This is a genomic window from Scytonema sp. UIC 10036, assembly GCF_009725235.1.
The window spans coordinates 1-24,458 of record NZ_WJFC01000198.1 but is presented as its reverse complement, the minus strand read 5'-3'; the positions used below and the strand labels follow the sequence as shown (position 1 = coordinate 24,458).

Genomic DNA, 24,458 nt, shown 5'->3' with positions numbered 1-24,458 from the left:
AAAATTTTTTAAATTCTAAGAAGAATTACTGTTTTTCTGTATAAAGAAGCACATTTTTCAGATTGAGCGGCGAACACTTCGTCAGTAGTGGGTTATTGGGAACGGCTGTCGTTTACCATTCGGAAACATCAGCAAGCAATAAAAGCTCATCAATTTAGTCTTTTTAATTCCTGTAATAAAGCTTCTCCTGTCAAGCTATTCCTTTTAAGACGGTTTAACTCTCGCTTCAATACTGTTGTAATCGGCTGACGAAACGCTTGTTCAAGGATATTAATTTGTTTGCGAACTTCCTCATCCTCAATTCTTTTAAAGAAAATTCCTAATTCTCGCAAAACGTATCGCTGCCCTTAGCTCATGGAGCGACTATACTGTATAGTTTTTTCCTATTTTTAAATGGGGGTGGAGGGACTTGAACCCACACGACCTTTTACGGTCAACGGATTTTCATTCTCCTGCAGCTTTCGCTACTGCTTTACACTTTCACAGAAGAGTAAGGCTTTGAGAATTGGACCCTCCCTTTACCCTCGACTTTACGTTAGGGTAGCTCCCGTCGGGCCTCTGCACCTTCCTTTGTTAGCCATTTGTCATTTGTTGTTTGTCCTTTGTTTTTAACAATTAACAGAAAGACAAGTCAACAATGACTTATAACTACCTTGGCTTGGCTCAGGATTGCCATGTCTGTCAACAGATTTAGGTTTCCCTGAGTTTGAGAGCAGTCACTTGAAAGATTTCTCTATCAAGGCTCAGTTTTCTAAGTCCGTAGCGTCTACCATTCCGCCACACCCCCAGAGTCAATCCGGGCTTTGCTGACAAGGTTGATTTTTACTCACCTCAATCCGCACTTGGACAAGTATAGCACAAGAAATCAGTTTTTGACTGATGTTCTTTATTTATTCCACCATTAATTTTTTCATTTGTCCAGTCTTGAGAATTGAGAATTGGGCATTGGGCATTGGGCACTGCTTATCACCCCTTGTCCCCCTTGTCCCCTTTATCCTCAATTCCCTATCATAGAAGACAGATGAACCAATAGGTCTTTTTCACCGAGAGCTAAGAATTATGGTTGTAGCGCTACTGTATTTGGTTTTGGCAGGAGCTTATTTACTCGTCGTACCAGCAGCTGTCCTGCTGTACTTAAAACTGCGGTGGTATAACGCTAGCTCTGTAGAACGTACTTTCATGTACTTTCTAGTATTTTTGTTCTTCCCAGGTTTACTACTTCTGTCGCCTGTCATTAACTATCGACCTCAAAGGCGAAAAATAGAAGTTTAAGAAAGGATAAAGTATAGAGGGTAAAGGATAAAGTGTGGAGTCTGGGCATATACTGTACTGGGAAACATTTCATCCTTCATCCTTATATACTTCATCCTGAAGACTTCTCATGCGACGCATTGACGCTATTGGTATAGGTTTTGGCATTTTTATATTAGGTGGCTTGGTATATTTGTCACTACAGCTGGCGGGTTTAGATGGCGCACAAGCTGGAATTTGGACTCAAGCCGTACTGTTTGTTGGATTGATTATCTGGTTGCTCACCTATTTGTTCCGTGCGGTGGGCAAAAACATGACTTACCACACACAACGCCAACAGTACGAAGACGCCTTTTTCAAAAAGCGATTGGAAGAACTTTCTCCTGAAGAATTAGCCAAAATTCAAGCCGAAATCGAACAAGAAGAACAATCTCAAGTATAAATTTGTTCTTTCTTTGTTATTTGTCCTTTGTCTTTAGGTATAGTGTCAAAGGACAAATGACAAATGACTGATAACCAATGACACCTATTTCCCATCGCTTTGAAAATCTTGCACGTCAATCCCAATGCGCTCTAATTCCATTTATCACTGCAGGCGATCCCGATTTGGAAACAACGGCAGAAGCACTGCGAATTCTGGATCGCAATGGAGCAGACATCATTGAATTGGGTGTTCCTTACTCCGATCCTCTAGCAGATGGACCGATTATTCAAGCCGCAGCGACTCGTGCTTTACAACAAAACATAACTTTGGATAAAGTCCTGGAAATGTTACAAAATGTAACTTCCAGTTTGCAAGCCCCTATTATTTTGTTTACTTATTACAACCCAATTCTCAATCGTGGAATTGAAAAGTTTTTTAAAGATATAGCAGCAGCTGGGGTAGCCGGCTTGGTTGTACCGGATTTACCTTTGGAAGAGTCATCTGGCTTACTCAAAATAGCTTCTGAAATAGGGATTGATGTTATTTTGTTGGTTGCTCCAACGAGTTCCTCCGAACGTATAGAAGCAATTGCTCATTCTTCCCAAGGGTTTATTTATTTGGTGAGTGTCACGGGCGTTACGGGAATGCGAGGCACGCTGGAAGTCCGAGTCTCAGATTTACTACAACAGATTCGTAGTGTTACTGATAAACCTATTGGTGTAGGTTTTGGTATATCGAAACCAGAACAAGCCAAACAAGTGAAAGCATGGGGAGCCGATGCAGTCATAGTTGGTAGTGCTTTTGTAAAGCGCTTGGCAGAAGGAACACCACAGCAAGGACTTATTGCCATTGCCGAGTTTTGTCAAAGTCTCAAGACAGCAATTACTACATCCTGAGTAAGCATACTTACTTAATTCTTCTAGGGAAAAAATGCTAGCTTTTTTTCACCTTCGTTGGTAGACAATTTAACAGATATCGTCTTGAATATAAAAAGCGCATATGTAGCGGTAAAAAACAAGATATTACCGCAAAATAGGGTAAAGACTGTATGTGAAATTCAGATAGGATATATACCTTATGAGTGTGAGAGAGCGTCAGTCAACGACCGCAGTAGTTTCGTTGCAAATTAAGGGAGAGAGTAATGAGTGAGAGTATGGCATTTATCGGCGGAGTTGCCGTAGCTGGGTTGGCAGCTCTTTTGCTACTCAAAGGCTCAGCAACTCCCATCCAGTCTGGCTTCAGTGTTTCCCCACAGATGCCAACAACTGTAGTAGCACCACCAGCAGTTATGCCTCCGCCAACTGCGTATTCCAATCAAACATATCCCAATCCAGCACCACTAAACCCCAATACAGAAGAGCTGCGGGTACAGATGGAACGGATGAAGATGGAGAACGCCCAACTTCAGAAGGAAAACGTAGACCTCAAACAACAAAACCAACAACTTCAGGGACAAATCCAACATACCCTGGCTCAGTGGAGCGCTCAGCAACAAAATCAAGCACAAGCAGCACAGCAAGCAGCTTTACAGCAATCTCAAAATCCTTGGTGGTCATCAGGTATTGTTTGGGCTGTAGGTGGTATGGCTTTAACTGTTGGCGGTGGTGTTGTCGTTGCAGGAATAAACGCTTTGTTCTCACAAAAGCCACGTCCCGCCCGTACCGTACAAGTCATTCATCCTTATAATGGTCCTACGCCACCACTAGCACCTGTACGTCGTTCCGAGTTTCTACCTCCTCGCAATGATATTAGACGAGTTGAAACACACGATTACGATGACACCTATTAGTTAGGGGCATTAAGCTGTTAGTACATTTTGTTTAACGCTGCTGACTTGAGCGTACAATTTAACATATCATATATTCTGGGCGCAAGATAGCTGACTGCGCTCGAAATTTTTGTTATATAAACTACCTATTTGTCAATCATCAACTCGCTCACGGTCACTGGTCACTGCTTAGTGGTCACTGGTCAGGTGATTCAACTCTTCTTGTAAAAAAATAGCAAATATATGCTAAAGCTCCTTTAAACTTCTTCGAGAAATAATTTTTATACGTAAATTTCGAGATAAATTGTTATCTATCTAATCGTTTGTGAGATACTTCTAGATGATAATGCTGTTACGTCATACCTAGTCAAAAATAAAGATTCAATAAAGCAAGCTGGTGCATCGTTTACAGTTTACTGTATTATTCTTCTAAAACCTATTTGTCCAACGCCAAATCCGATGATTCATAAAGTTGTGGATTGTGTATAGCTTGGGCTTTCCCTATTGCCAATTCACTGATAAAATGACAGCTCGTGTTTTTGAGTTCAGTTGTGTTGAAAACTATTAGAGCCAGTCATTGGAATCTAGGGAAACAGCGCAGGTAAGCCATGCAGTTTTTTCGTGATTTTCACGCCATCAATAAGCTGAATGCGTTTGTAATCTCTGCATATTAGTATCCCAATCGGATCGTCAATGGTGTTCATCTGCTATGTACTGTCAGGCAAGAAGCTTGTGTGTAAACGCAGGTGGATACTATTTATTATACTCTGACAGTAAAAAAATAAACATTTTGTAACATAAAAATGAAAAAAACACAATGGTATCTAAAGCAGGTCAACATCCCACCTATTGCTCTACCACAAGTGGAGTGTATGCCTTTCATTAACAGTAGAAAGGTGCTTTCAGCAAAACACCATTGTGTATTCACAAGAAGCTATTTGCGTGCAATGCTAACCCCCAATTGTTACTTGCTCACAGTAATGGAAGCACTGTCGTAATTGCAAGAGTGTACTTGTCTAAGGTGCTCTGCAATGTTTTCCTTGTAAAAGCAGAAGCTTAATATCTGTGATTCAATTCCAGTTTTGAGATATGCGTATATTTTTCAGTGCCGAAACTCACACTTCCCTCATATTGAAAATCAATGTTTTTATCCCTGACAGGATTTTCAAGAGTACAAATCTGACGCATTAAGTAGAGTTTGGGATTGACGGAAAAAATTAGGTTTTTTTTATAGAAACCTAAACGAAAGAAAAACCTTTGCTATTGGTTGAGCAATGACTTTTATATCCTCATGGTTGAGGCATAAAAGCCTCTTTTTTACATTTACCATCTTAGGTATTTTTGCTGATAGTTTCCTGCCGTCTGTGGCTCAGACGCCGACGGGGGTAATCACAAATACTGCTGGTTCTGGTGCAAGCAACATTACAGAAACAAGACCGTCCAATCCCGTCACGTTTAGAGCAGGTCAAGGTGCTTTACAGATAATCAAAACAGGCGATAGGGCTGCCGCTGAACCGGGTGACAACGTTGTTTACCGTCTTGCTATCAGAAATACGGGTACAGCATCACTAGCCAATTTAACGATCGCAGACAGACTACCTGTAGGACTGCAATTTGTTCCCAACACCTTGCAAGGTTCCATAGGAAATACGCGAGTTCCTTTGACTGCCAGCGCGACTTCAAATCGTACAGTCACAATTACCTCAACAACTACACTACAGCCGAATCAAACCTTAGATGTCCGTTATGCCGTTGAAGTGACACCGGATGCCATTCAAGGCACTGGCAGAAACCTAGCACAAGCAAGATCTGGAAACTTGACAAGCAACCAAGCCAGCCACCTAGTAAGAATTCGACCTGGAATAGTCTCAGATTGCGGCACCTTAATTGGACGGGTATTTGTTGATAAAAATTTTGATGGCGAACAGCAACCAAACGAACCTGGGGTTCCCAATGCCGTAATCTACATGGATGATGGCAATCGTATCGTCACAGATGCCAAAGGGCTGTTCTCCCTAGCCAATGTCATTCCAGGACACCGAACAGCAACACTAGACTTGACAAGCTTACCAGGTTATGGTTTGGCACCTAATACGTACTTCATTGAAAGGAACAGTCAGTCACGTTTGGTAAAACTAGCGCCCAATAGTATGGCAAGAGTGAATTTTGGTGTTACGCCTGCGTTTTCAGAGGATAAGCGATGAAAACAAGAAAGCTTGAAGTTAAAGTTACGAACCAATTTGGTATTCAACATTGGAAAAGCCAAAAGCTAGCATTTTGCATATTGACCTCTACCCTAAGTAGGGGCGCAATGCCTTGCGCCCGTACTAGTCTAGGTATCTGGAGTGCTTTTGTAGCACTCGCTTTCCCTTGCTTTGCAGGCGAAGCCAAATTTTCCAGTGCTGAAGCAGCAGAGAATTGGGCATGGGGAATTGGGCATGGGGAATTGGGCATTGAGCATGGAGAACCTACTCAATATTCCCAACTTCCAACTCCCCAATCCCCAGACCCCAATCCCAATCCCAACTTCCCAATACCCAATCCCCAGATCCCAATACCCAATCCCCAGATCCCAGTCCCCAATCCCAACCCCAACTCCCTCAGAGGTCATTGGTGACCAGATAAAAATTGAAATTGTACCTGTTGGAGATCGCGAGTTCAGGCAGATGGACGTTCTACTATTAGATTTACCGGACAGGTGACCGATGAAAACGGTCAAATTATCCGTGAGGACATAGTGGTTACCCTGACATCCAGTGCGGGGAAATTTATCGGTGCTGACCAAGATAAAGACCAAGGCGGGTTTCAGGTGGTAGCACGCGGTGGAGAATTTACCGCTACTTTGCAATCTGATATTAAACCCCAACAAGTTCGCGTGCGGGCGGCGGTAGAAAGTATCAGGACACAAAATCCCTTCCGAAGAGATAGGGATGTCATCAAAGATTCACCATTTTTTGGACAAAGAGGTGTTTTAAACGACACTACCTTCCCCCAACAAACTGATAATTCGATAATTGAAAAGTTTAAAGATACCCCGATAGAAGCCTATACTCAGGTAGAATTTACAACTTACCTGCGCCCTTCATTGACAACAGGGGTAGTAAATTTACGGATAGGTGCTCGTGGTACAAATTACTGGGGTAGTTTCCGTGAATTTGTTCCAGAAGATTTGGACGAAGGAACAGAGGTTGATTTAGATGCAGCCGTCTTTGCTACGGGCAAAGTCGGAGAGTGGTTGTTTACAGGAGCATATAACAGCGATCGCCCTCTCAATCAAGACTGCGAAGGCAATGTGCGTCTATTTGGCAAACCCGACCAGCAATGCGAACAACAATATCCCGTCTACGGTGACAGTTCTACCGTCACGTCCACAGCACCCTCAATAGACAGTGTTTATCTTCGCTTTGAGCGCAGCAGCCCCGTGACAGGAGCTGAACCCGACTACGCCATGTGGGGAGACTACAACACTGAAGAATTTGCCAGAACCTCCCAACTGTACACTGCTACAAACCGTCAACTACACGGCTTCAAGGGGAACTTCAGCTTTGGTCCTGTTCAAATCACAGGTTTATACGCTAACAATATTGAAGGCTACGAGAGAGATATCATCGTTCCTGACGGTACAAGTGGTGACTACTTCTTGTCACGGCGTTTGGTGCTTCCTGGTAGTGAAAGCGTTTATTTAGAAGAAGAAGAAATCAACCGTCCCGGTACAGTTTTAGACCGCAAACAACTCTTTCGCGGTCGCGATTACGAAATTGACTACAACCGAGGAACAGTCAAGCTTTATAACTCCCGATTCGCCATAGCAACACAGCCCTTTGGTCCCACTAAAGTGCGGCGGCTTGTTATCTCCTACCAACCAGACGAAGGAAGGGAAACATCTACTCTTGTTGGAGGGCGGGTACAATTCAACATTTCTCAGGAAACAGAAAATAAAACCTTCCTCGGTGGTAGTTACCTGCGGGAATACCAAGATGGTCAAGACTTTGAACTGTATGGAGCAGATTTCCTTGTCTCGTTAGGAAATGGCAGTCAAATTGTTGGGGAATTTGCTCGTTCTAGCGGTAGTTTGCTCAATGGAGAAGATGGAACGGGTAATGCTTACAGATTAGAGGCAATTGGTAATATCGGCGATCGCCTGAACGCAAGAGCCTATTATCGTTCTTCTGACGAAGGTTTCTCCAACAACGCCACCTTTAGCTACACAGCTGGACAAACACGCTATGGAGGTTCTCTTTTAGCAAAAGTCACCGATACCACCTTTCTGACAGCCGCATACGACTACGAAGAGAACTTCGGGCGTTCCTTAGGTTTTACACCGTTTTTTGACATATTCAATCCAGAACCACCAGCTGCAAGTTTTGGTTCTAGAGTCAATAACGAACTGGAAACTATCCGCGCTGGAATTTTACAAAAGTTCAACTTTATTGGTCGCCTTGCCGATCTCAGTTTGGAATATGTCAACCGTTCTCGCGAAGACCGCGTGGGCGATCAATTTGAAGGCGATGCCAGCCAGTTAGTCTCTCGGCTCAAGCTTCCACTCACTCAATCCTTGACCTTCCAAGCGCAAAATGAGTTGAATTTGGATGATAGCGACCCACTCTATCCCAACAGAACAACCCTGGCGTTAGATTGGAAGGCATATCCAGGGGTCACATTCCGACTAGCGCACCAGTTTTACGATGACAGCAGCGTATTACGTGGTAACTCCATCACCTCATTAGACACGATTGTCGAGCACAAATTTTCTGATGATACAATCCTGAGCGGTCAGTACTCAGTTTTATCTGGATTCAACGGCTTACAAGGTCAAGGAGCCGTAGGAATCAATCACGGTGCTCGCATTGCTCCCGGTTTGAAATTGAATTTGGGTTACCAATACGTCTTCAAAAACATCTTTAATAACAATGCTGCAGGCGGTGTATTCCAAACCTCTGTTACAGGTTCCAACACGGCTTCACTAGGACTGTTTGCTGGTAGTGTTTACAGCGTTGGATTGGACTACAGCGATAATCCCAACTTTAAAGCTGGTGCAAAGTTTGAGTATCGCGATGGTGATGATGACGATAACCTCGTCATAACAGCCGCAGCAGCCGGTAAACTCTCACCCGCCCTCACAGCTCTTGTTCGCTTTCAACAAGCAGGCGGAGCAAATATTCCCGTGTATCTCCCCTCTAGTACCTCCGGCTTTGTGGGCAGAGTAGACGATTTGGCAGACGCTATCAACCTCAGATTTGGCTTAGCTTATCGAGACCCCAACAGCGATAAATTCAATGGATTGCTGAAATACGAGTGGCGTCAGAACTACGGTTCAATCCCAGAATTTTACACCGATAGAGGCTCAAACGCTCACGTACTCTCAGCTGAAGGGATTTATGCCCCCAACTGGCGATGGGAATTTTATGGTAAGTACGCTTTTCGTCTAGCAACTAGCGGCGATCTGGGAAACAACCAAAGTAACGATAGCAACACCCAATTAGCACAACTTAGAGCCACTTATAGATTGGGTTACCGAACTGATTTAGCCGTAGAAGGACGCTGGATAGGACAAGACTTTGATAGCGGATCGGATTATAATCAATTTGGTGTTGCCGTAGAAGGTGGGTATTACTTAACACCTGACCTGCGCTTAGGTGTGGGTTATAGCTTTGGTAGTGTGGACGATGACCGTGATTTTGGTAGTTACCGCTCTGAAGGAGGTTTCTACGTCAATATCAGCCTCAAACTGAATGAACTTTTGGGTGGCTTTGGATTGCAAAAGCCCGTACCCAGGCAGCAGCGAGAGTCAGAAATTCCTACAGCTAGTAGACAACCTACAAATGGAGCGCAAAACTCTCAAAGCAAACTTATTCGACGTTTGAGACAAACCCAAGCCAGAACTAGCCCTGCAACCCAGTTACAAACCCCTCAAAGTATACTTATTGAGCGGTTGAAACAAGTTCAAGCACTGGCGGTTCAGGAAAACACGGAGTTACAAAAGTCCACGATCGAGCTAATCAATTCCCTCAAGAAGCTATCAGCTTTTCGCAGGTTCAGTGGTGGAGAGAAGTGAGTAATGTTTAAGAGCAGAGTTTATTTATTACCGATCGCTCTTTGTCTTTTACCTTCGGGTATTGCATACGCGCAAGGAGGAGGCAAGGTAGACAAGGGGGACAAGGTAGAATCTTCTCCCTTGTCTTCCCCCTCTCCCTTGTCCCTTGCTTCCCCGTCGTTAAGAATTGTAGTGAACAGCAATCAAGATGGTGATGTTAAGGCTGATGAGCAGCTAACTTTACGGGAAGCCATAGAACTAGCTAATGGCACGCTTTCGACAGAGAAATTAAGCAGTGCGGAAAAAGCACAAATCCAACCAGCAAGTGGCGAAGCTTCTCGCATTGAGTTTAATCTTCCTGGGGGTGCCACTGCCATCCAGTTACAACAACAACTGCCCGATCTAGCGGCTCCAGGATTGGTTATAGATGGCACCACTCAGCCCGGATACGATGCTTCTGGTTCGGCGACTGCTGAAATTGCTATTCCAATTCCTGTGGTGGCGATTTCCCCCGCTCCAGAACGCGAAGTTTTTCGCGGTTTAACAGTGGTTGCTGATGGCATCACAATTCGGGGTTTAAACCTTTACGGTTTTACAGCTAGCCCAATTAAGCAGCAACTGGGCAATTTACTGGTGTATGATGGCATTCCCAAGCCAGCCACCCTCACCACCCCACCAGGGGATATAGTTATTTCCCATCCTCTCCCACCTCCAAATACCAGCCAACAGCAACCCCCAAATGATGATTTTCCGTTTTATGAAAGAAATGTTCCTCCAAAAAACGTTGTGATTGAAAACAACTGGTTGGGATTAACTGTGGATGAAAAATTACCAGAGTCAACCTCAGCTTTTGGAGTTTATGTTTTTAACTCTCAAGGGGCAACAATTCGACGCAACCGAATTTATTACCATGAAGGAAGCGCTATTATTACTTCAGTACGTGGTGAAAATACGGTAGTTAGTGAAAATATTATCGTCGGTAACGGGCTGGCTGGAATGCCAGATGCCTTGCGATTTGAAGGTGTGATAAATAAATCCCGGATTGTTGGCAATTTAATTTGTGCTAATGATGGCGCAGGCGTGTATTTATTTAAACCAGAAGGGGATGTTCAAATTCAGAATAACCGCATCACTTATAATGGCAGACGTTTGCGACGGGCAGCAGTTTATTTGATGGGCAGCAACCATCAAGTGATAGGAAATGAAATTGACTATCAAACTGGACCGGGTGTTGTGGTGTCGGCGTTCCCCAACACTAGGGGTAATGTCATTCAAAACAACAAATTTGCAGCTCTAGAAGGGTTGAGCATTGACTTGAATACCCAAGGAAATCTGGATGTCAGCGATTTTCAAAGAGGTGACGGTCCCAATCCCCGACGCAACTCTTCCAATCGCCGACTAGATACGGGTAATGCGGCGATTAACGCTCCAGAATTTGCTACAAGGACTTTTGTTCCTACTGGTAATAGCGTCACTTTACAAGGAAAGGCTGACCCCGGTTCGTCCGTGACAATTTACCGTTTGAGCGATTATCAAACAGGTAGGGAAGCACTCTACGAACCCGGTTATGGAGCTTTAAGAGAACCTTTAGGGAATGCACAAGTTGACGAAAAAGGCAATTTTAGTATTACGGTAGAAAATTTACAAAATGGGGAAATTGTGAGCGCGATCGCTACTGACCCCAAATACGGAACATCGGAACCTGCTGTTGCTGCATTTATTGGAACAAGGGGAACTTCTCCCAACCCAACTCCACCGGCAAAACCTCAAAGAATTCAGCCACCGCAGTGTACAACACGCCCTGCACCTCCCGAACCACCACCACAACCAGAACCACCACCAGAAACACCGCCAGAACCAATAAGGATACAAGTACCAAGAAACGTTCACTTTGCACTTGACAAATCCTTTATCAGTCAAGACAGTTCTGCGGTTCTCGATCGCGTGGCAGAAGTTCTCCAAGAATATCCTTTCATCGTCATTGAATTACAGGGTCACACAGATCCCCGTGCCAGCGATGCTTACAACCAAGCCCTGGGAAGACGGAGAGCATTATCTGTAAGAAATTATTTATTACGCAAGGGTATCGCACCAGAAAGGATGACCATCCGTTCCTTTGGAGAAAGTCAAAGGAAGGTTCCTGGTGGTACAGATGTTGTTGATTACGCCCGCGATCGCCGAGTTGAAATTATCTTCAAAGATGTGAGAGGTGTCGAACTCATCATTGAAGATCAAGAGCAAGATTTACAAATCGAACAGCGACGACGCACAAGGTAGTTCAAAAGTCAATAGATTTTGGATTTTAGATTTACGATTTTGGATTGACCCCACGGATTAATGCAGTGACTAGAGAATTTTAGGTTTATTCTACAGTTAAGACTGGGGGCTTGAAACCAAAAATTGTATTTAATCCCAAATCCCAAATCTAAAATTCCAAATCCCAAATCCCAAATCCCAAATCTAAAATTCCAAATCCCAAATCCCAAATCTCAAATCCAAAATCCAAAATCCAAAATCCAAAATCCAAAATTGTTTCGGTCAATGGGGAATTTGCCGTGACTGCTGAATTTAATAAGATTGATAAAAAAGCACTCCGTTTTCTACCCTGGCAACATACGCTGCTGACATTACTTTTCACAGTGCCACAAGTTCCCTTCCTGGGGAGTATTTCGGGTGGTGGAAAGGTGTTAGCACAAACCAGTTGTCCGGCTGGTACAACACCACAAACACTTAACTGGAATACTGCGAACAACGTGGCAGGAATTACCAGTCAAAACCTGACTGTCAATGGAATTAATGCCACTATTAGTTTCACCGAAAGCATTCCCGGTCAAGTTATCGATACAGACGAAACATTAATTAGTGAAGATACTTACGGTGGCATTCTCGGACCAAATCTAAGGTTCAATATAGGTTTTCAGAGTAACGACCCGAACTCGCCTTTTGATGGACCAGCACCTATAGGCAGTAGCGCAACGCTCACCATTACCTTTTCACAACCAGTCACTTTAGCATCTCCCCTAACCCTTTTAGATGTTGACCGAAATGGTGCGCGTGACACTATCAACGGTACACCGTTCATATACCAAGATAGAGTTACAGTTAATGCATTCAACGGCAACACACCTGTTGCGGTTAACCTGGTATCTCCTGGCCAATACGTTAGAGTGACTGGCAACCTTGGAGAAGGTATTACTGAGAATTCTTTCCCCGGCGAATCCTTTGGTAACGTCTCAGCTGCGATCGCCAATCCAGTGAATCGAATTGATATTGTCTATCAACCGGGAACAGAATTTGGCAACCCTTTACAAGATGAAACTATTGGTCTTGCAAGACTACAAATTTGTGTACCAACGGGAACAGGTACAATTGGCGATACTGTTTTCAATGATGCCAATGGTAACAACGTTCAAGATCCTGGGGAAGTAGGTATTGCGAACGTTCCCTTAACTTTAACGGGTGCTGGACCTGACGGTCAATTGGGTACAGCTGACGATACAACTCAAACCACAACTACCAATAACAACGGTAACTACAGCTTCCCCAACTTACCCCCTGGAACTTATCGAGTCGCTGTTACCACCCCCCCTGCAGGTTTTACTCCCACCCTGACTCAGCCCAATCCTGTCACTTTAGCTGCGGGTCAAACGATCGACACTGTTGACTTTGGATTCCGGCAAGGAGCAGGTGGTACAATTGGCGATACCGTGTTTACCGATACTAACGGTAATAACACTCAAGATCCAGGGGAAACAGGAATTGCTAACGTTACCCTGGTCCTGACAGGCGCAGGTCCCGATGGTCAGCTGGGCACACCTGACGATACAACCCAAACTACAACTACCAATAACAACGGTAACTATAGTTTTACGAATTTACCCGCAGGAACTTATAGAGTAGCGGTGAGCAACCCTCCTGCCGGTCTAACACCAACTTTAACTCAGCCCAATCCTGTGACTCTAGCAGCAGGTCAAACTAATAACACTGTTGATTTTGGTTTCCGACCGGGAGCAAGCGGTACTATTGGGGATACGGTGTTCAATGATACCAACGGGAACAACGTCCAAGACCCCGGAGAACCAGGGCTTCCTAACATCACCCTTGTTCTCACAGGAGGAGGTGCCGATGGTCAAATTGGTACACCTGACGACACTTCTCAAACCACGACTACCAATAACAACGGTAACTACAGTTTTACCAACATACCACCAGGTACTTACAGAGTCGCCGTTAACAACCCTCCTGCTGGTTTTAACCCAACACTCACTCAGCCAAACCCCGTTAACCTATCGGCAGGTCAAACTATCAACACTGTTGATTTTGGCTTTACTCAGTTAGCACAAGGTACAATTGGTGATACTGTATATACGGATACCAATGCCAACGGCGTTCAAGACCCAGGAGAACCAGGGATTAGCGATCGCAACATCAGTTTGGTAGGTGCAGGACCCGATAATCAATTTGGTACATCCGACGATACCAGCCGTACCACAACTACTGATGGTAATGGTAGATACAGTTTTACCAGCTTACCTCCTGGTAACTACAGAGTGACTGTCACCAATCCACCTAACGGTTTCAACCCCACTCAAACACCACCTGCCACCATCACCTTAACAGCCAGCCAGAATTTTGATACAGCAGATTTTGGCTTCACTCAACAAGCACTAGGTTCAATTGGTGATACTGTATACACAGATACCAACGGTAACAATGTTCAAGATTCAGGAGAACCTGGAATTAGCAGTCGTACCGTTGCTTTAACAGGTGCGGGACCTGATAATCAATTCGACACATCTGATGACACCAGCCGTACTACCACGACTGATAATAATGGTCGATATAGCTTTCCCAATTTAACTGCCGGAAATTACAGAGTTTCTGTCACCAATCCACCCACAGGTGCTAACCCAACTCAAACACCACCTGCTACCATTACCCTAGCCTCAGGTCAAAATCTTGACACGATAGATTTTGGTTTTACACAACCGCAACTTGCTTCCATTGGTGATACTGTCTTTATTGACACAAATCGCAATAACACTCAAGATCCAGGTGAAAGAGGAATTAGCGGCGCTACCGTTACTTTGACAGGTGCCGGACCTGACGGTCAATCAGGTACGCCTGACGATATCAACCGTTCTGCGACTACTGATGAGAATGGGAGATATTTGTTTCCCAACTTACCTGTAGGTACTTACAGAGTCATCGTTAGCAATCCTCCGGCAGACTTCACACCCACTCTAGTTCCACCAGAAACTGTGACCTTGGCTGCCGGTCAAAATCTTGACACAGTAGACTTTGGTTTCGTTGCTTCTGCTGTAGGTGCAGGTGAACCAAATTTACGCATAGTCAAACGGATTACCAACGTATTGAGAAACAATCAGCCCATTGGTGGCAATTTCAATACCTTTGATGACGGTGCTGGTGATGACGACAATAGTATCAATCAGTTACAACCAGTTCTCGGTATTCGCGACCTTCAAACTCCTTTACAAAGCGGTGATGAAGTCGAATATACAATCTACTTCCTTGCCCAAAATACGAACGATGTCAGATTCTGCGATTTAATTCCAGAAGGAACAAGTTACAGTAACGGTACGATTGCCGTTGTTGGCAGTGGTACTGGTGCCGACCAAGGTACATTTTTAACACCTCTAGCACCCTTACCGCCGAACAATCGCTGTTTGAGTCAAACAAATAGTAGGGGTGCAGTGATTGTTAACTTTGGCACTTTTGGAGCTTCCAGTGGTAACCCTGCTTACATTCGTTTCCGTGTCAGAGTTGATTAAATTGGTTGGTGGTTAGTAACCTCTCGTTCCCAGGCTCCGCCTGGGAATGCCTTTGGGAGGCTCTGCCTCCCGTCTTCAGCTCACACTAAATCCGCATTTTTTACCCCCTTGATAATTTAGTCCGCGCAGGCGGACTTCGTTTGTATAGCCGAGGCAATGCGTTATGGGCTAAGAGAGGTTATAAAAACGGATTTGGTATCACACGCGACGAGGCAGAGCCTCGCATAACGCATTCCCAGGCTCCGCCTGGGAACGAGGAACGACTAACAACTAACCACTAACCATTAACCAAACCAAGTTATTATTATTTTTGTTTTTGCCCTATTGCCGCAACTTTATTTACTAGACAAAAATGCAAAAAACTAGTTTAATTGCTTCAACGATCGCCACTACTGTACTTTTATCCTTAGTCACCACTGTTACTGGAGGAATTGCTCATGCACAAAAGGCACAGCGCCCTATACCCTTGCTGAATGCCAAATGTGTTAATAGTGGGCTTGGCACTGCCCGCGAGCAAAATCTTGATGTTTCTATAGGAAGAGCAGTTTATACTAGTCAATTTTATCTAGGACCCGGTTCCCGCTCTGCTTCACTCACTTGCAATATTAAGCCAGAAAACCGTCCTCAACCCGTGTTTCAAACTTTAAATTTAGGATTTGGAATGCGCGATAACAGCACAAAGAATACAAGTGTTGATGTTCGAGTGTACTTGGATGGTCAACAGGTGGAAAGCCGCACTGTCACCCCAGGTCAGTCAACTACTTTGGCACTTGATGTGAGCAATGTTTCTAATATTGCTGTTGAAGCTGTTTGCTCTAGCTCTAGCCAATATTGCGATCGCGTTTACTTTTTTACGGCTGGTTTAGAGCGACCAACTCCACCTCAACCAGTGAAAAAATAAAATGGCTAATTGCTAATTGCTAATTGCTAATTGCTAATTGTCATTTTTCTATTAGCCATTAGCCATTAGCCATTAGCGGTCTACATTCGATTCTTCAGGGGTGTTTTTCAGAGGTTCTTTTTTGCCTATATTATCGGCAGCTTGTTTAAAGAGTGGCTCAATTTTCTCTTGCCAATACTGAATATCGGGTAATTTTTCTGGGTCGTTTTTATACCCCAAAACTTTATCCCATTGTCCTTCAGCAATCGCTGTATCGATATCTTTAAATAAAGCTTCTGCTTTAGCCCAATCTTTCTGCCATTGAGCTACCATTTCTGTTGTCTCTTTGACAGCAGGAGCATTAGAAGTCACAGATTTTAGTAATGCGATCGCACCCTGTAAATCTCCCGATTCATATTTCTTTCTAGCTTGTTCTAAAATTTTAGAATCCTCAGCAGATGCCCCCTGTAATTTGTCCAATAAATCTTCTGAAGATGAAGGGCTTGGCTTTACGGCTGGTTTTGATTTCGCCTTAGGAGCGGGACGGACTGTAATCAGATCCTCATCATCCTCTGTTTTAACTGCGGTTCCTTTGTCTCGCAGGCAATCAACCCAAAGTTCATTATTTTTGATAATATCGGGATGTGCCCAACCTGAGGTTTTAGGATCGAGTTTAATTTGTACCCAACCGCGCTTTGTTCGCAAACCTGTCACTTCAAAATGACTATCTTCTGTAATAGTTTTTATAACGCTATCAGAAATGTTACTGGGTTCAGAACGAATATTTGAATTTTCTTTAATAACTGCAAAGCACATTTGTGATGATGTTGTACTGCTACGATCGGAAAAATTAGCGACAACATTTTGAACATTTTTTACTACAGCTGGGGTGATAGCAGCAGCGCCACCAGCTAAAAGAGCTAAAATTGATAGCTGTAGTAAATCAGGTCCGTTATTTGCTTTGGGCGTGGGCGTGGATTTAGGTGCAGCTTCGATTGGTGAACGAGCAACAGGATTTATTGGGGCTACGGCGATTGTTTTCTGTCTGGATTCAGGAGACGAATACTTGATGGCTTGGTAGCTTGTAGAAGTGTTAACATATTCTAATTGAACTGAAGACGCAGGCGCAAACAACTGTAACGCTTGCAGTGCTTCCGATGCACTTTGGTAGCGGTCTTTAAAATGGTATCGCACCATCTTGCTTAAAACCGCTTCCAAATTATTGCTTATAGGAACTAAATGCTGCCATAGGATTTCCCCCGTGTAAGTGTCTTCTTGTAAATCCATTGGCGCAATACCCGTTAGCGCTTGAATAGCGATAATACCTAAAGAGTAAAGATCGCTGTTAGGACGGGGTTTGCCTTGTCCTTGTTCTGTGGGCATATAACCGGGAGTCCCAATAGCTACCGTAGCAGAATGGTTTCCCGCAACCGTAAACAATTGTGTATTGGTAGAGTATCCAGAAGATACACGTAATTGCTTGACTGCTCCAAAATCCACTAAAACTAATTTGCCATCCGAAGAGCGGCGGATGATGTTATCTGGTTTGATGTCACGGTGAATAACGCCTTGACCGTGGACAAATTTCAAGATACCGAGAACTTCCTGTAGCATCGCCGTAACTTGGTTTTCATTCCAGCGACGGTTCGGATGCAATTCATCGCTGAGAGGATGCCCTTCAACAAATTCTTGTACCAAGAAAAATTCTTGGTTTTCATCAAAATAAGCCAAAAGTCGGGGTATTTGGTCATGATTGCCCAATTTTTCCAGAGTTTCAGCTTCACTATGAAACAGCCGTCTGGCAGTGTCAAACACTTTGGAGTCAGAACTCGCAGGCTTTAAGTGCTTGACAACGCAGATGGGGTTGCCCGGTCGCTTGGTATCTTTAGCAATGTATGTTTCACCAAAGCCCCCTGTAGCAAGGACTTTAATGACTTGGTAACGGTAATCTAGTAGCTTGCCTATCATTTTCACTCCCCAGTGTTCACACCCGATTAAAAGAGCGTAATAAATATCTCCAAATATTCCTGGATAAAATCCGCTATCTTGGGAAAAGATTTGGATGTAAAACCCAGTTTTTTAATAAATACACGTTGTTAATTTTTCTTTCAATAACCTTAGTTTATTCCAATGCCACCTAAAATAAGCGATTCAGTAGCATGGCAGCAGGCAGAAATCCTCATGCAACCAGCTTTTATTCGAGTTGTCGATAATATTCGCAAGCTGCTTGATGTATCTTCTTGGACAGGAACTTATCAAGATGTCTTGATTTGGCCTACTGGCACTACCGATGAGACTCAAGCTATAGTGACTAAGCTCCTGCAAGACCTGGAAGCTGCAACACCAGAGCAAGCCTTGGAAATCAGAGAAACTCTCTCCATTCTGCCCATGCCCCATCCAGGATATCATTTGTGCCTACAGCGTCAAGAGCAACAAGTCAGTATTGATTTGTGGGAACTGTGTTATCAAGTGTGTTTTCTTAACTACATACCAGGGCTTGAAAAAGTTGAGATAGATACCAGTTTAATCGATGAAACGGGAGATGTGGACTGGCAAATTTTAGAAACTAAGACTAAACAAGTCGTTGAAAGAGTGTTTGGAAATTTACCGGAGTAGGGAGTAGGGACTTCTCGTTCCCAGGCTCCGCCTGGGAATGCCTGAGAAGAGGCTCCGCCTCCCGTATTAGCAAAGTTGGTAGGGCTATGCCACACATTCGATGTTGTGCGCCATAGCCCTACCTACATCCAGTCGCCAGCCCCTTTAAGAATTATGAATTTTCCAAACAATTTTTTAATTTCTCAGCTAGCACTCGAACATGAGGTTCTTCCAACAAAGTATAGTGAGAACCGGGAATATGGTGGACATCTATTCCTCCCTGTACCAATTCACCCCAACCAAACAACGGGTCGTACTGCATACCTGTAGCATCGTCTCGATGCCGATCGGAAGTCCGCAGGAGGGTCATTTGACCGGGATAAGTTTGGAAAGTGTACCGATCGAGGGCGTGAAAGTTAGTATCCATGATTTCCAAGTACTTGTTATCCTTACGGGAAGTGTCGGTAATTCCCATTAACTTTTTATACTTGTACTGGATATGGAACCCAATCCACTCGCTCCAACCCACAAGCTTGTACTGTAAGTAAGTAACTCCTTGCTGAGAAAAATTCTCTAAATGCTCGAGAACTCGGTGGCGGAAAGATAATCGGCGCTCGCATCCCGGACGGGTGGTATCAAGCATGGCAAGAATGCCTACTTTTTCACCTTGCTTATACAGTTGCTGAGCCATCTCGAAAGCAATGATACCTCCAAATGAGTACCCCCCTAAGTAGTAAGGACCCTTGGGCTGTACCGTCTGAATTTCTTTGATGTAATGGGCTGCCATGTCTTCAACACGAGTGTAAAGAGCTTGTCTTCCATCTAGCCCTTGTGGTTGCAACCCATAAACTGGTCGATCCGTTCCTAAATGCATAGCTAACGTTCGATAACACAGAGTTTCTCCACCAAGAGGGTGGGGTAAGAATAGAGAAGGCTTGGAACCGTTAGGTTGGATAACTACTAAAGATGACCAAGGAGTTTCTGATGTCTCCTTCTCTATTCCCAAAACTTGAGAAGTTATTTCTTGTTGTTCTTGAAGCACGCTTGCTAGAGCTTCCACTGTACCCGATTGAAAAAGGGTAGCAAGGGGTAGTTTTTTTCCAAATTGCTTCTCAATTTGCGCGAATAATTTGACAGCTAGTAATGAATGTCCACCTAATTCAAAAAAGTTATCGTAGATCCCCACTTGTGACACGCTTAATACTTGTTGCCAAATGTTAGCAATCTGACGTTCTAACTCATTTCTTGGTGTTACTCTTTCGCCTGACTGACTGGTGCGACGCTTTAAGGTAGTCAGTTGTTCTCGATCGATGTCACCTGTGATTGTTAGAGGCATTTCCTCAAGCTCTATGAAGTTGCAGGAGCTTGGAGTACCGAAGCGATCGCACACTTTCAATTCCTGCAATTGCTTGCTAGATACTGTGGTTTTTGCTGTCAAATAAGCGGATAATTTATGAATACAGTAAGATTTTGTTTCCATGTACTGTTGCATGGGAAGCCTGCTGCCATCTAATCCCACCAAAAGTTGTGTTTGGTTGTGGTGTAGAAGAGTAAACAAGGATTGCAATCCCTGCTCTTTAGTGATGGCATAGTATCCTCGGGCAAGCGCTAGATCTTTCATTTGATTGCTACGGCTCATACCCACCTCATCCCACATACTCCAGGCAAAGCAATAACTTTGCACTAAACTCTGATATCGCTGGTAATGGGAAAAGGCATCTATAAAACGGTTAGCCGCCGAGTAGGCACCTGCACCAAAACCTCCAAAGAAACTGTTGACTGAAGAAAAGCTGATGAAAACACTGTCTGGCTTGTGTTTAATCAATTGATGCAACGTCCAAGTACCAAAAACCTTAGGACGAAATGTGGCGGCAACGCTATCGAGCGTTTCTTCAAGAAGCGTGCATCTCGTGGTAATCCCTGCTAGATGAAGAATACCATCTAAATTGGAATTCCAATTATAGCTAACTCGCTCTACTACTTGATTCAACTGCACCAAATCACAAATATCAACAGCTTCGTAAATAATTTCTCCCTCTAGTTGCTCTAAGTCCTGGTAAGCTTTGATGCGCTCTGAAGCAACATCTCCTTTGTGCAAATAACTTTCCCAAGTACTTCGCTCGGGCAAGGAAGTCCTACCTAAAAGCAACAACTTAGCTTTGTAGTACTGTAGTAGATATTTGGCAATCTCTACACCAATTCCTCCAAGTCCACCAGAAATTAAATACATTCCCCCTTCTTTAAAAGGAAGTTGTTGCTTTTCTTCCTGGAGCAAGTCAACCTTTTCTAGACGAGGAACCAAACGTTTCCCATTGCGGTAAGCAACTTCCTGTTCGTTTTGAATAACTTGAATCTCTTGAGAAATACATTCTGCATTAATTTTGTTGTCTTGTATGGGTAAGTCAAGATGCCGACAGTCCAACCATGGTAATTCTGCGGAGATTGTTTTAGCGAGTCCTTGTAAGGGTACGCGATCACAAGCTATTTTTTCTTGCGTTGAAATGGCTTGACTGTAGCTTGCAATTAACAGCAACCGAACTGGCGTATCCGAACCTTGAATCCGATCCAATGCCTGAACTAAAAAAAGCAGGCTGTAAGCTCCACGCTCTTGCGCTTCTTCGAGCATTTCGAGAGCGGAAATATCTCCTACGTACTCGTCATAAGTCCACAAATGTAATACTTGTGTAATTGGAAGCTTTTCTTTTGAAATACACTCTATTAAGTGTTTGTAATGAGCGGAATTTTCTGGAGCGATGCAATAGCGATTATGAGCGAGGTTAGCAAAATCCGAGCCTATTTCAACACCTATATAAGGTTTACCGAGTTTTTCTAGCTCAGCGCAAATAAAATCTCCTAACCCTAATGAATCTAAAAATACTAGGGTTAACCCTGTTGTTGGCTGAGTATCCAAACTGACTGCTTCTTTTCGTCGCCATATTTGACGATAAAACCAGTTTGGAAGAGTATTGTGATTGCCCAGCAAAACATCCACTCGCTTGACAATAGCATCAAACTCACCACTTTCAAATCTCTTTTTTAGTTCTGCGTGTTGAATTTTCCCAATAGAAGTCTTGGGAATTGTTTGTTTTTCAACTGGAATCAAATAATCAGGTTTTATCCCTATTTTGCTAACAATATTTCTGCGAATCTCTTTGAGGAGATCTACTAAACGTTTTTCTTCAGTAATAAGAGTATGGAAAAAGACTATCAGTTCGTCTGTATTATTTCCTGGTTGCCGAGTTGCACAAGCTGCAGTGTAAGAGACTTCTACTCCTTTAACCGCTGCTACGACTTCTTCAATCTCATGAGAGTAATAGTTAACACCATTGATGATGATGATATTTTTAGTCCGCCCTGTAATAGTAAGACGCCCCTCATGCAGAAATCCTAAATCCCCAGTTTTTAACCAACCATCTTCAGTGAAGGCTTCTCGATTGAGTTCAAGATTGTGATAATAACTTGGGGTAACTGTAGAACCTTTAACTTGTAAATAACCAATTGTTTGTTCGTTGACAACTTCATTTTTGTCATTGACGATCCGAAGGCAAGTTTCAGGAATGGGGAAGCCTAATTCTGCAAAAGAAGAATACTGCGGGATTGGTGATTCTAATAAATATCTGTCTGAGAAGGTGACACCTGAGGAAGTTTCAGCCATACCCCAAGAAGAATGCATAGCATTGGCTGCTAATCCATGAGGTAAAAGTAGTTCTAGTACTCGTCGTGCTGTTTGAGGAACGATAGGCTCGGCTGTGTTTAAAAAAGATTTCACTGAGGATAAATCCCAACGCCGCTTCTTGATATCTTCAGCACGATCGCTCAGCAAGGCAAAAGCAAAATTGGGAGACCAAGTTGTTGTCACGCGATAACGTTCGAGCCAATCGAGCCATACTAAGATATCTTCCAACACGATTGCAGTCGAAGCATGAATCTGTTGGCAACCCAAAAAGATGCATCTAATGACACATCGAATTAAAGGACCGGGATGATCCAGAGGTAGCCAGTTTAAGGAAATATCTTGGTCAGTCAGATTTTGCGTTTTGGACGTACCAGCGATACTGCTGATGATATTGCCATGTGTCAGGGTGACCCCTTTAGGCATACCAGTACTACCAGAAGTCAACAATAACAACGCTAGATCATCCGGTTGGCTACAGTGCCAATTTTCTATTGGTTCTTGTAATCTTAAATCTTCTACCGTCTGAACTAAACAGTTTTCTAGATTTAAACGAGTGAATAAGGCGCGGACTTGAGGAGCGATCGTACTAGTTGTCAACACTATAGGTCGATCCAAAACTTGCCATGCGTTTTGTAGCTTCTTGACATGACTGTCAGATAGATCGTCATAGTTAGATGCAGTGGAAATTGGTACTGGGACAAACCCTCCCAAAATACAACCCCAAAATGCTTGAATAAAGTCTTGATGCTCATTTAAAAGGAAGATGACTTTATCTTGAGGCTGAAGATTTAGCTTTCTTAAACCTGCTAACAGCCTCTGTGCTTCTTGAAACAAAGTTTGATAAGACTGAATAGTTTCGGAACCGTTAGAGTCAATGTAGACAATTCCTTTCTCAGAAGCTCCTACAGCAGCCTTCAGTAGCACTTCCGCAAGATTCTTTGGAGCATCTATCGGTAATTTTAGTGGCTCGCCACGACTGATAGCAAGAATATCCGATCTTGCTGTGGTAGCTTGAGTAACTATTTTGTTAGAATGATGTATGTTTTTATTAAAATCTTTCCACTTAGGAAGAACGTCTTTCAAATGCAGTGGTGGAATTTTTTCTGTATACTCATCAACTACAACTGCTACTTGCTCAACCTCTGAATGCGATCGCAGTTGCTCCTCCCATCGCTGCACTAATTCAGAATCAATAACTTCCTGGTTGACTAATGCTTGTTCGTCCACCAACCCTTGCTCGGTAAGTGGTATGGTAGAGACTAAAACATAAGCGTTTGGCATTAAAGCAGTGGGTAAAGTGGCTTGTAAGTGAGATTCTAGCTGTTCCAACGCAAATGGATTGGCAGCAACCAGATAAGCAACTAGCTCTCGTTTGAAAGCTTTGCCTTCTCGAACTAGTACCGCGCACTCATCAATCCAAGGAGATTTCAACAGAGATGCTTCTATAATTTGTAGATTTTTGATATCCTCATTAGTTCTTTGAACAACAGTCTGTTGTTTGTTAAAATCCGCATTATTTTGAAACTCTAACTTTGGTTGTGTCTGTTTTGCTGGTGAAAGAGCGGTGATGCTTTTGTTGATATTTTTCATTATTTACCCTCTATATTCTCAGCTGAACTTCAGGCTACTCCCTTCCCGCTAAAAGATTACCTATGAGCTTAGGGTGGGCAATACTCAGCATTCAATGTTGTGCGGCTAGCCTTACCTATATGCAAAAGTAGAATTTTAGAGCGGAAAGGGTGCAATTAGTCTTTAAAGACAATTTAGACAAGACAGTTATCAGTACCAATTAGCACTACAACAAAGAAAAAATCGAGTCAGGAATAAAATGATTTTCTTTAGAAAAATTATTTTATTTTGGTATTGGGAACACTAATCTATAGAATAATATTGCATCATTTCTTTCCTTCTATCAATTCATAAAAATGCCTTTTCTTTTACAAAATCGTGAAACAACTTGCCCTGTCGTTACTTTATTTCTAGCTTAGTAAGTAACAATTTTATGACTCTTTTTTTAAAAATTTATTTTTCTTATAGT

The 24,458-nt window shown here is 43.3% G+C and carries 14 protein-coding genes; 11 read left to right on the top strand and 3 right to left on the bottom strand.

All coding sequences use genetic code 11. The features are described from left to right. Positions 1-149 precede the first annotated feature (149 nt). Positions 150-332, bottom strand: coding sequence for a hypothetical protein (locus tag F7734_RS49610; RefSeq protein WP_155751682.1), 183 nt, complete (start codon positions 330-332; stop codon positions 150-152). Between the two features lie 727 nt (positions 333-1,059). Between F7734_RS49610 and ndhL the strand changes: the two genes are divergently transcribed. From ndhL to F7734_RS49560, 10 genes are all read left to right on the top strand, one after another. Then, positions 1,060-1,272 carry an NAD(P)H-quinone oxidoreductase subunit L gene (ndhL, locus tag F7734_RS49605; RefSeq protein WP_155751681.1) on the top strand — a complete coding sequence of 71 codons (213 nt, stop codon included), beginning with the start codon at positions 1,060-1,062 and terminating at the stop codon, positions 1,270-1,272. A 109-nt stretch (positions 1,273-1,381) separates the two neighbouring features. Further along, positions 1,382-1,693, top strand: a complete 312-nt coding sequence (locus F7734_RS49600) for a DUF3007 family protein (protein WP_155751680.1) — start codon at positions 1,382-1,384, stop codon at positions 1,691-1,693. Positions 1,694-1,770: 77 nt separating this feature from the next. Next, a complete protein-coding gene (gene trpA / locus F7734_RS49595) occupies positions 1,771-2,571 on the top strand; it encodes a tryptophan synthase subunit alpha (protein WP_155751679.1) in 801 nt (266 codons plus the stop codon). 245 nt (positions 2,572-2,816) lie between these two features. After that, the gene (locus F7734_RS49590; protein WP_155751678.1) at positions 2,817-3,464 is read left to right on the top strand and encodes a heterocyst differentiation related protein; all 648 of its coding nucleotides are present in this window, start codon (positions 2,817-2,819) and stop codon (positions 3,462-3,464) included. 1,253 nt (positions 3,465-4,717) lie between these two features. Then, positions 4,718-5,647: a DUF11 domain-containing protein gene (locus F7734_RS49585; RefSeq protein WP_155751677.1), complete on the top strand. Its 930-nt coding sequence runs from the start codon at positions 4,718-4,720 to the stop codon at positions 5,645-5,647. Beyond that, entirely contained in the window at positions 5,644-6,060 is a 417-nt protein-coding gene (locus F7734_RS49580; protein ID WP_155751676.1) for a hypothetical protein, read from the top strand. Before F7734_RS49585 ends, F7734_RS49580 begins: the two co-directional genes overlap by 4 nt. Positions 6,061-6,141: 81 nt before the next feature. Then, entirely contained in the window at positions 6,142-9,498 is a 3,357-nt protein-coding gene (locus F7734_RS49575; protein ID WP_166482638.1) for a hypothetical protein, read from the top strand. Between the two features lie 3 nt (positions 9,499-9,501). Then, on the top strand, positions 9,502-11,754 hold the full coding sequence (locus tag F7734_RS49570; RefSeq protein WP_155751675.1) for an OmpA family protein: 2,253 nt from the start codon (positions 9,502-9,504) through the stop codon (positions 11,752-11,754). Between the two features lie 278 nt (positions 11,755-12,032). Beyond that, positions 12,033-15,269: an SdrD B-like domain-containing protein gene (locus tag F7734_RS49565; RefSeq protein ID WP_155751674.1), complete on the top strand. Its 3,237-nt coding sequence runs from the start codon at positions 12,033-12,035 to the stop codon at positions 15,267-15,269. 352 nt (positions 15,270-15,621) lie between these two features. Beyond that, positions 15,622-16,170 carry a hypothetical protein gene (locus tag F7734_RS49560; protein WP_155751673.1) on the top strand — a complete coding sequence of 183 codons (549 nt, stop codon included), beginning with the start codon at positions 15,622-15,624 and terminating at the stop codon, positions 16,168-16,170. 72 nt (positions 16,171-16,242) lie between these two features. On the opposite strand, the gene F7734_RS49555 is transcribed toward F7734_RS49560, so the two are convergent. Further along, positions 16,243-18,117 (bottom strand): serine/threonine protein kinase, encoded by a 1,875-nt coding sequence (locus F7734_RS49555; RefSeq protein WP_155751672.1) that lies wholly within the window; start codon positions 18,115-18,117, stop codon positions 16,243-16,245. A gap of 162 nt (positions 18,118-18,279) precedes the next feature. On the opposite strand from F7734_RS49555, the gene F7734_RS49550 reads away from it, so the two are divergent. Beyond that, positions 18,280-18,765, top strand: coding sequence for a hypothetical protein (locus tag F7734_RS49550; RefSeq protein WP_155751671.1), 486 nt, complete (start codon positions 18,280-18,282; stop codon positions 18,763-18,765). A 151-nt stretch (positions 18,766-18,916) separates the two neighbouring features. On the opposite strand, the gene F7734_RS49545 is transcribed toward F7734_RS49550, so the two are convergent. After that, the gene (locus F7734_RS49545) at positions 18,917-24,010 is read right to left on the bottom strand and encodes an SDR family NAD(P)-dependent oxidoreductase (RefSeq protein ID WP_155751670.1); all 5,094 of its coding nucleotides are present in this window, start codon (positions 24,008-24,010) and stop codon (positions 18,917-18,919) included. Positions 24,011-24,458 lie beyond the last annotated feature (448 nt).

Excerpts from the sequence above, each read along its gene's own strand:
- ndhL (WP_155751681.1), top strand. The coding sequence starts at position 1,060 with ATGGTTGTAGCGCTACTGTATTTGGTTTTGGCAGGAGCTTATTTACTC.
- F7734_RS49600 (WP_155751680.1), top strand. The coding sequence starts at position 1,382 with ATGCGACGCATTGACGCTATTGGTATAGGTTTTGGCATTTTTATATTA.
- trpA (WP_155751679.1), top strand. The coding sequence starts at position 1,771 with ATGACACCTATTTCCCATCGCTTTGAAAATCTTGCACGTCAATCCCAA.
- F7734_RS49590 (WP_155751678.1), top strand. The coding sequence starts at position 2,817 with ATGAGTGAGAGTATGGCATTTATCGGCGGAGTTGCCGTAGCTGGGTTG.
- F7734_RS49585 (WP_155751677.1), top strand. The coding sequence starts at position 4,718 with ATGACTTTTATATCCTCATGGTTGAGGCATAAAAGCCTCTTTTTTACA.
- F7734_RS49580 (WP_155751676.1), top strand. The coding sequence starts at position 5,644 with ATGAAAACAAGAAAGCTTGAAGTTAAAGTTACGAACCAATTTGGTATT.
- F7734_RS49570 (WP_155751675.1), top strand. The coding sequence starts at position 9,502 with ATGTTTAAGAGCAGAGTTTATTTATTACCGATCGCTCTTTGTCTTTTA.
- F7734_RS49560 (WP_155751673.1), top strand. The coding sequence starts at position 15,622 with ATGCAAAAAACTAGTTTAATTGCTTCAACGATCGCCACTACTGTACTT.
- F7734_RS49555 (WP_155751672.1), bottom strand. The coding sequence starts at position 18,117 with ATGATAGGCAAGCTACTAGATTACCGTTACCAAGTCATTAAAGTCCTT.
- F7734_RS49550 (WP_155751671.1), top strand. The coding sequence starts at position 18,280 with ATGCCACCTAAAATAAGCGATTCAGTAGCATGGCAGCAGGCAGAAATC.
- F7734_RS49545 (WP_155751670.1), bottom strand. The coding sequence starts at position 24,010 with ATGAAAAATATCAACAAAAGCATCACCGCTCTTTCACCAGCAAAACAG.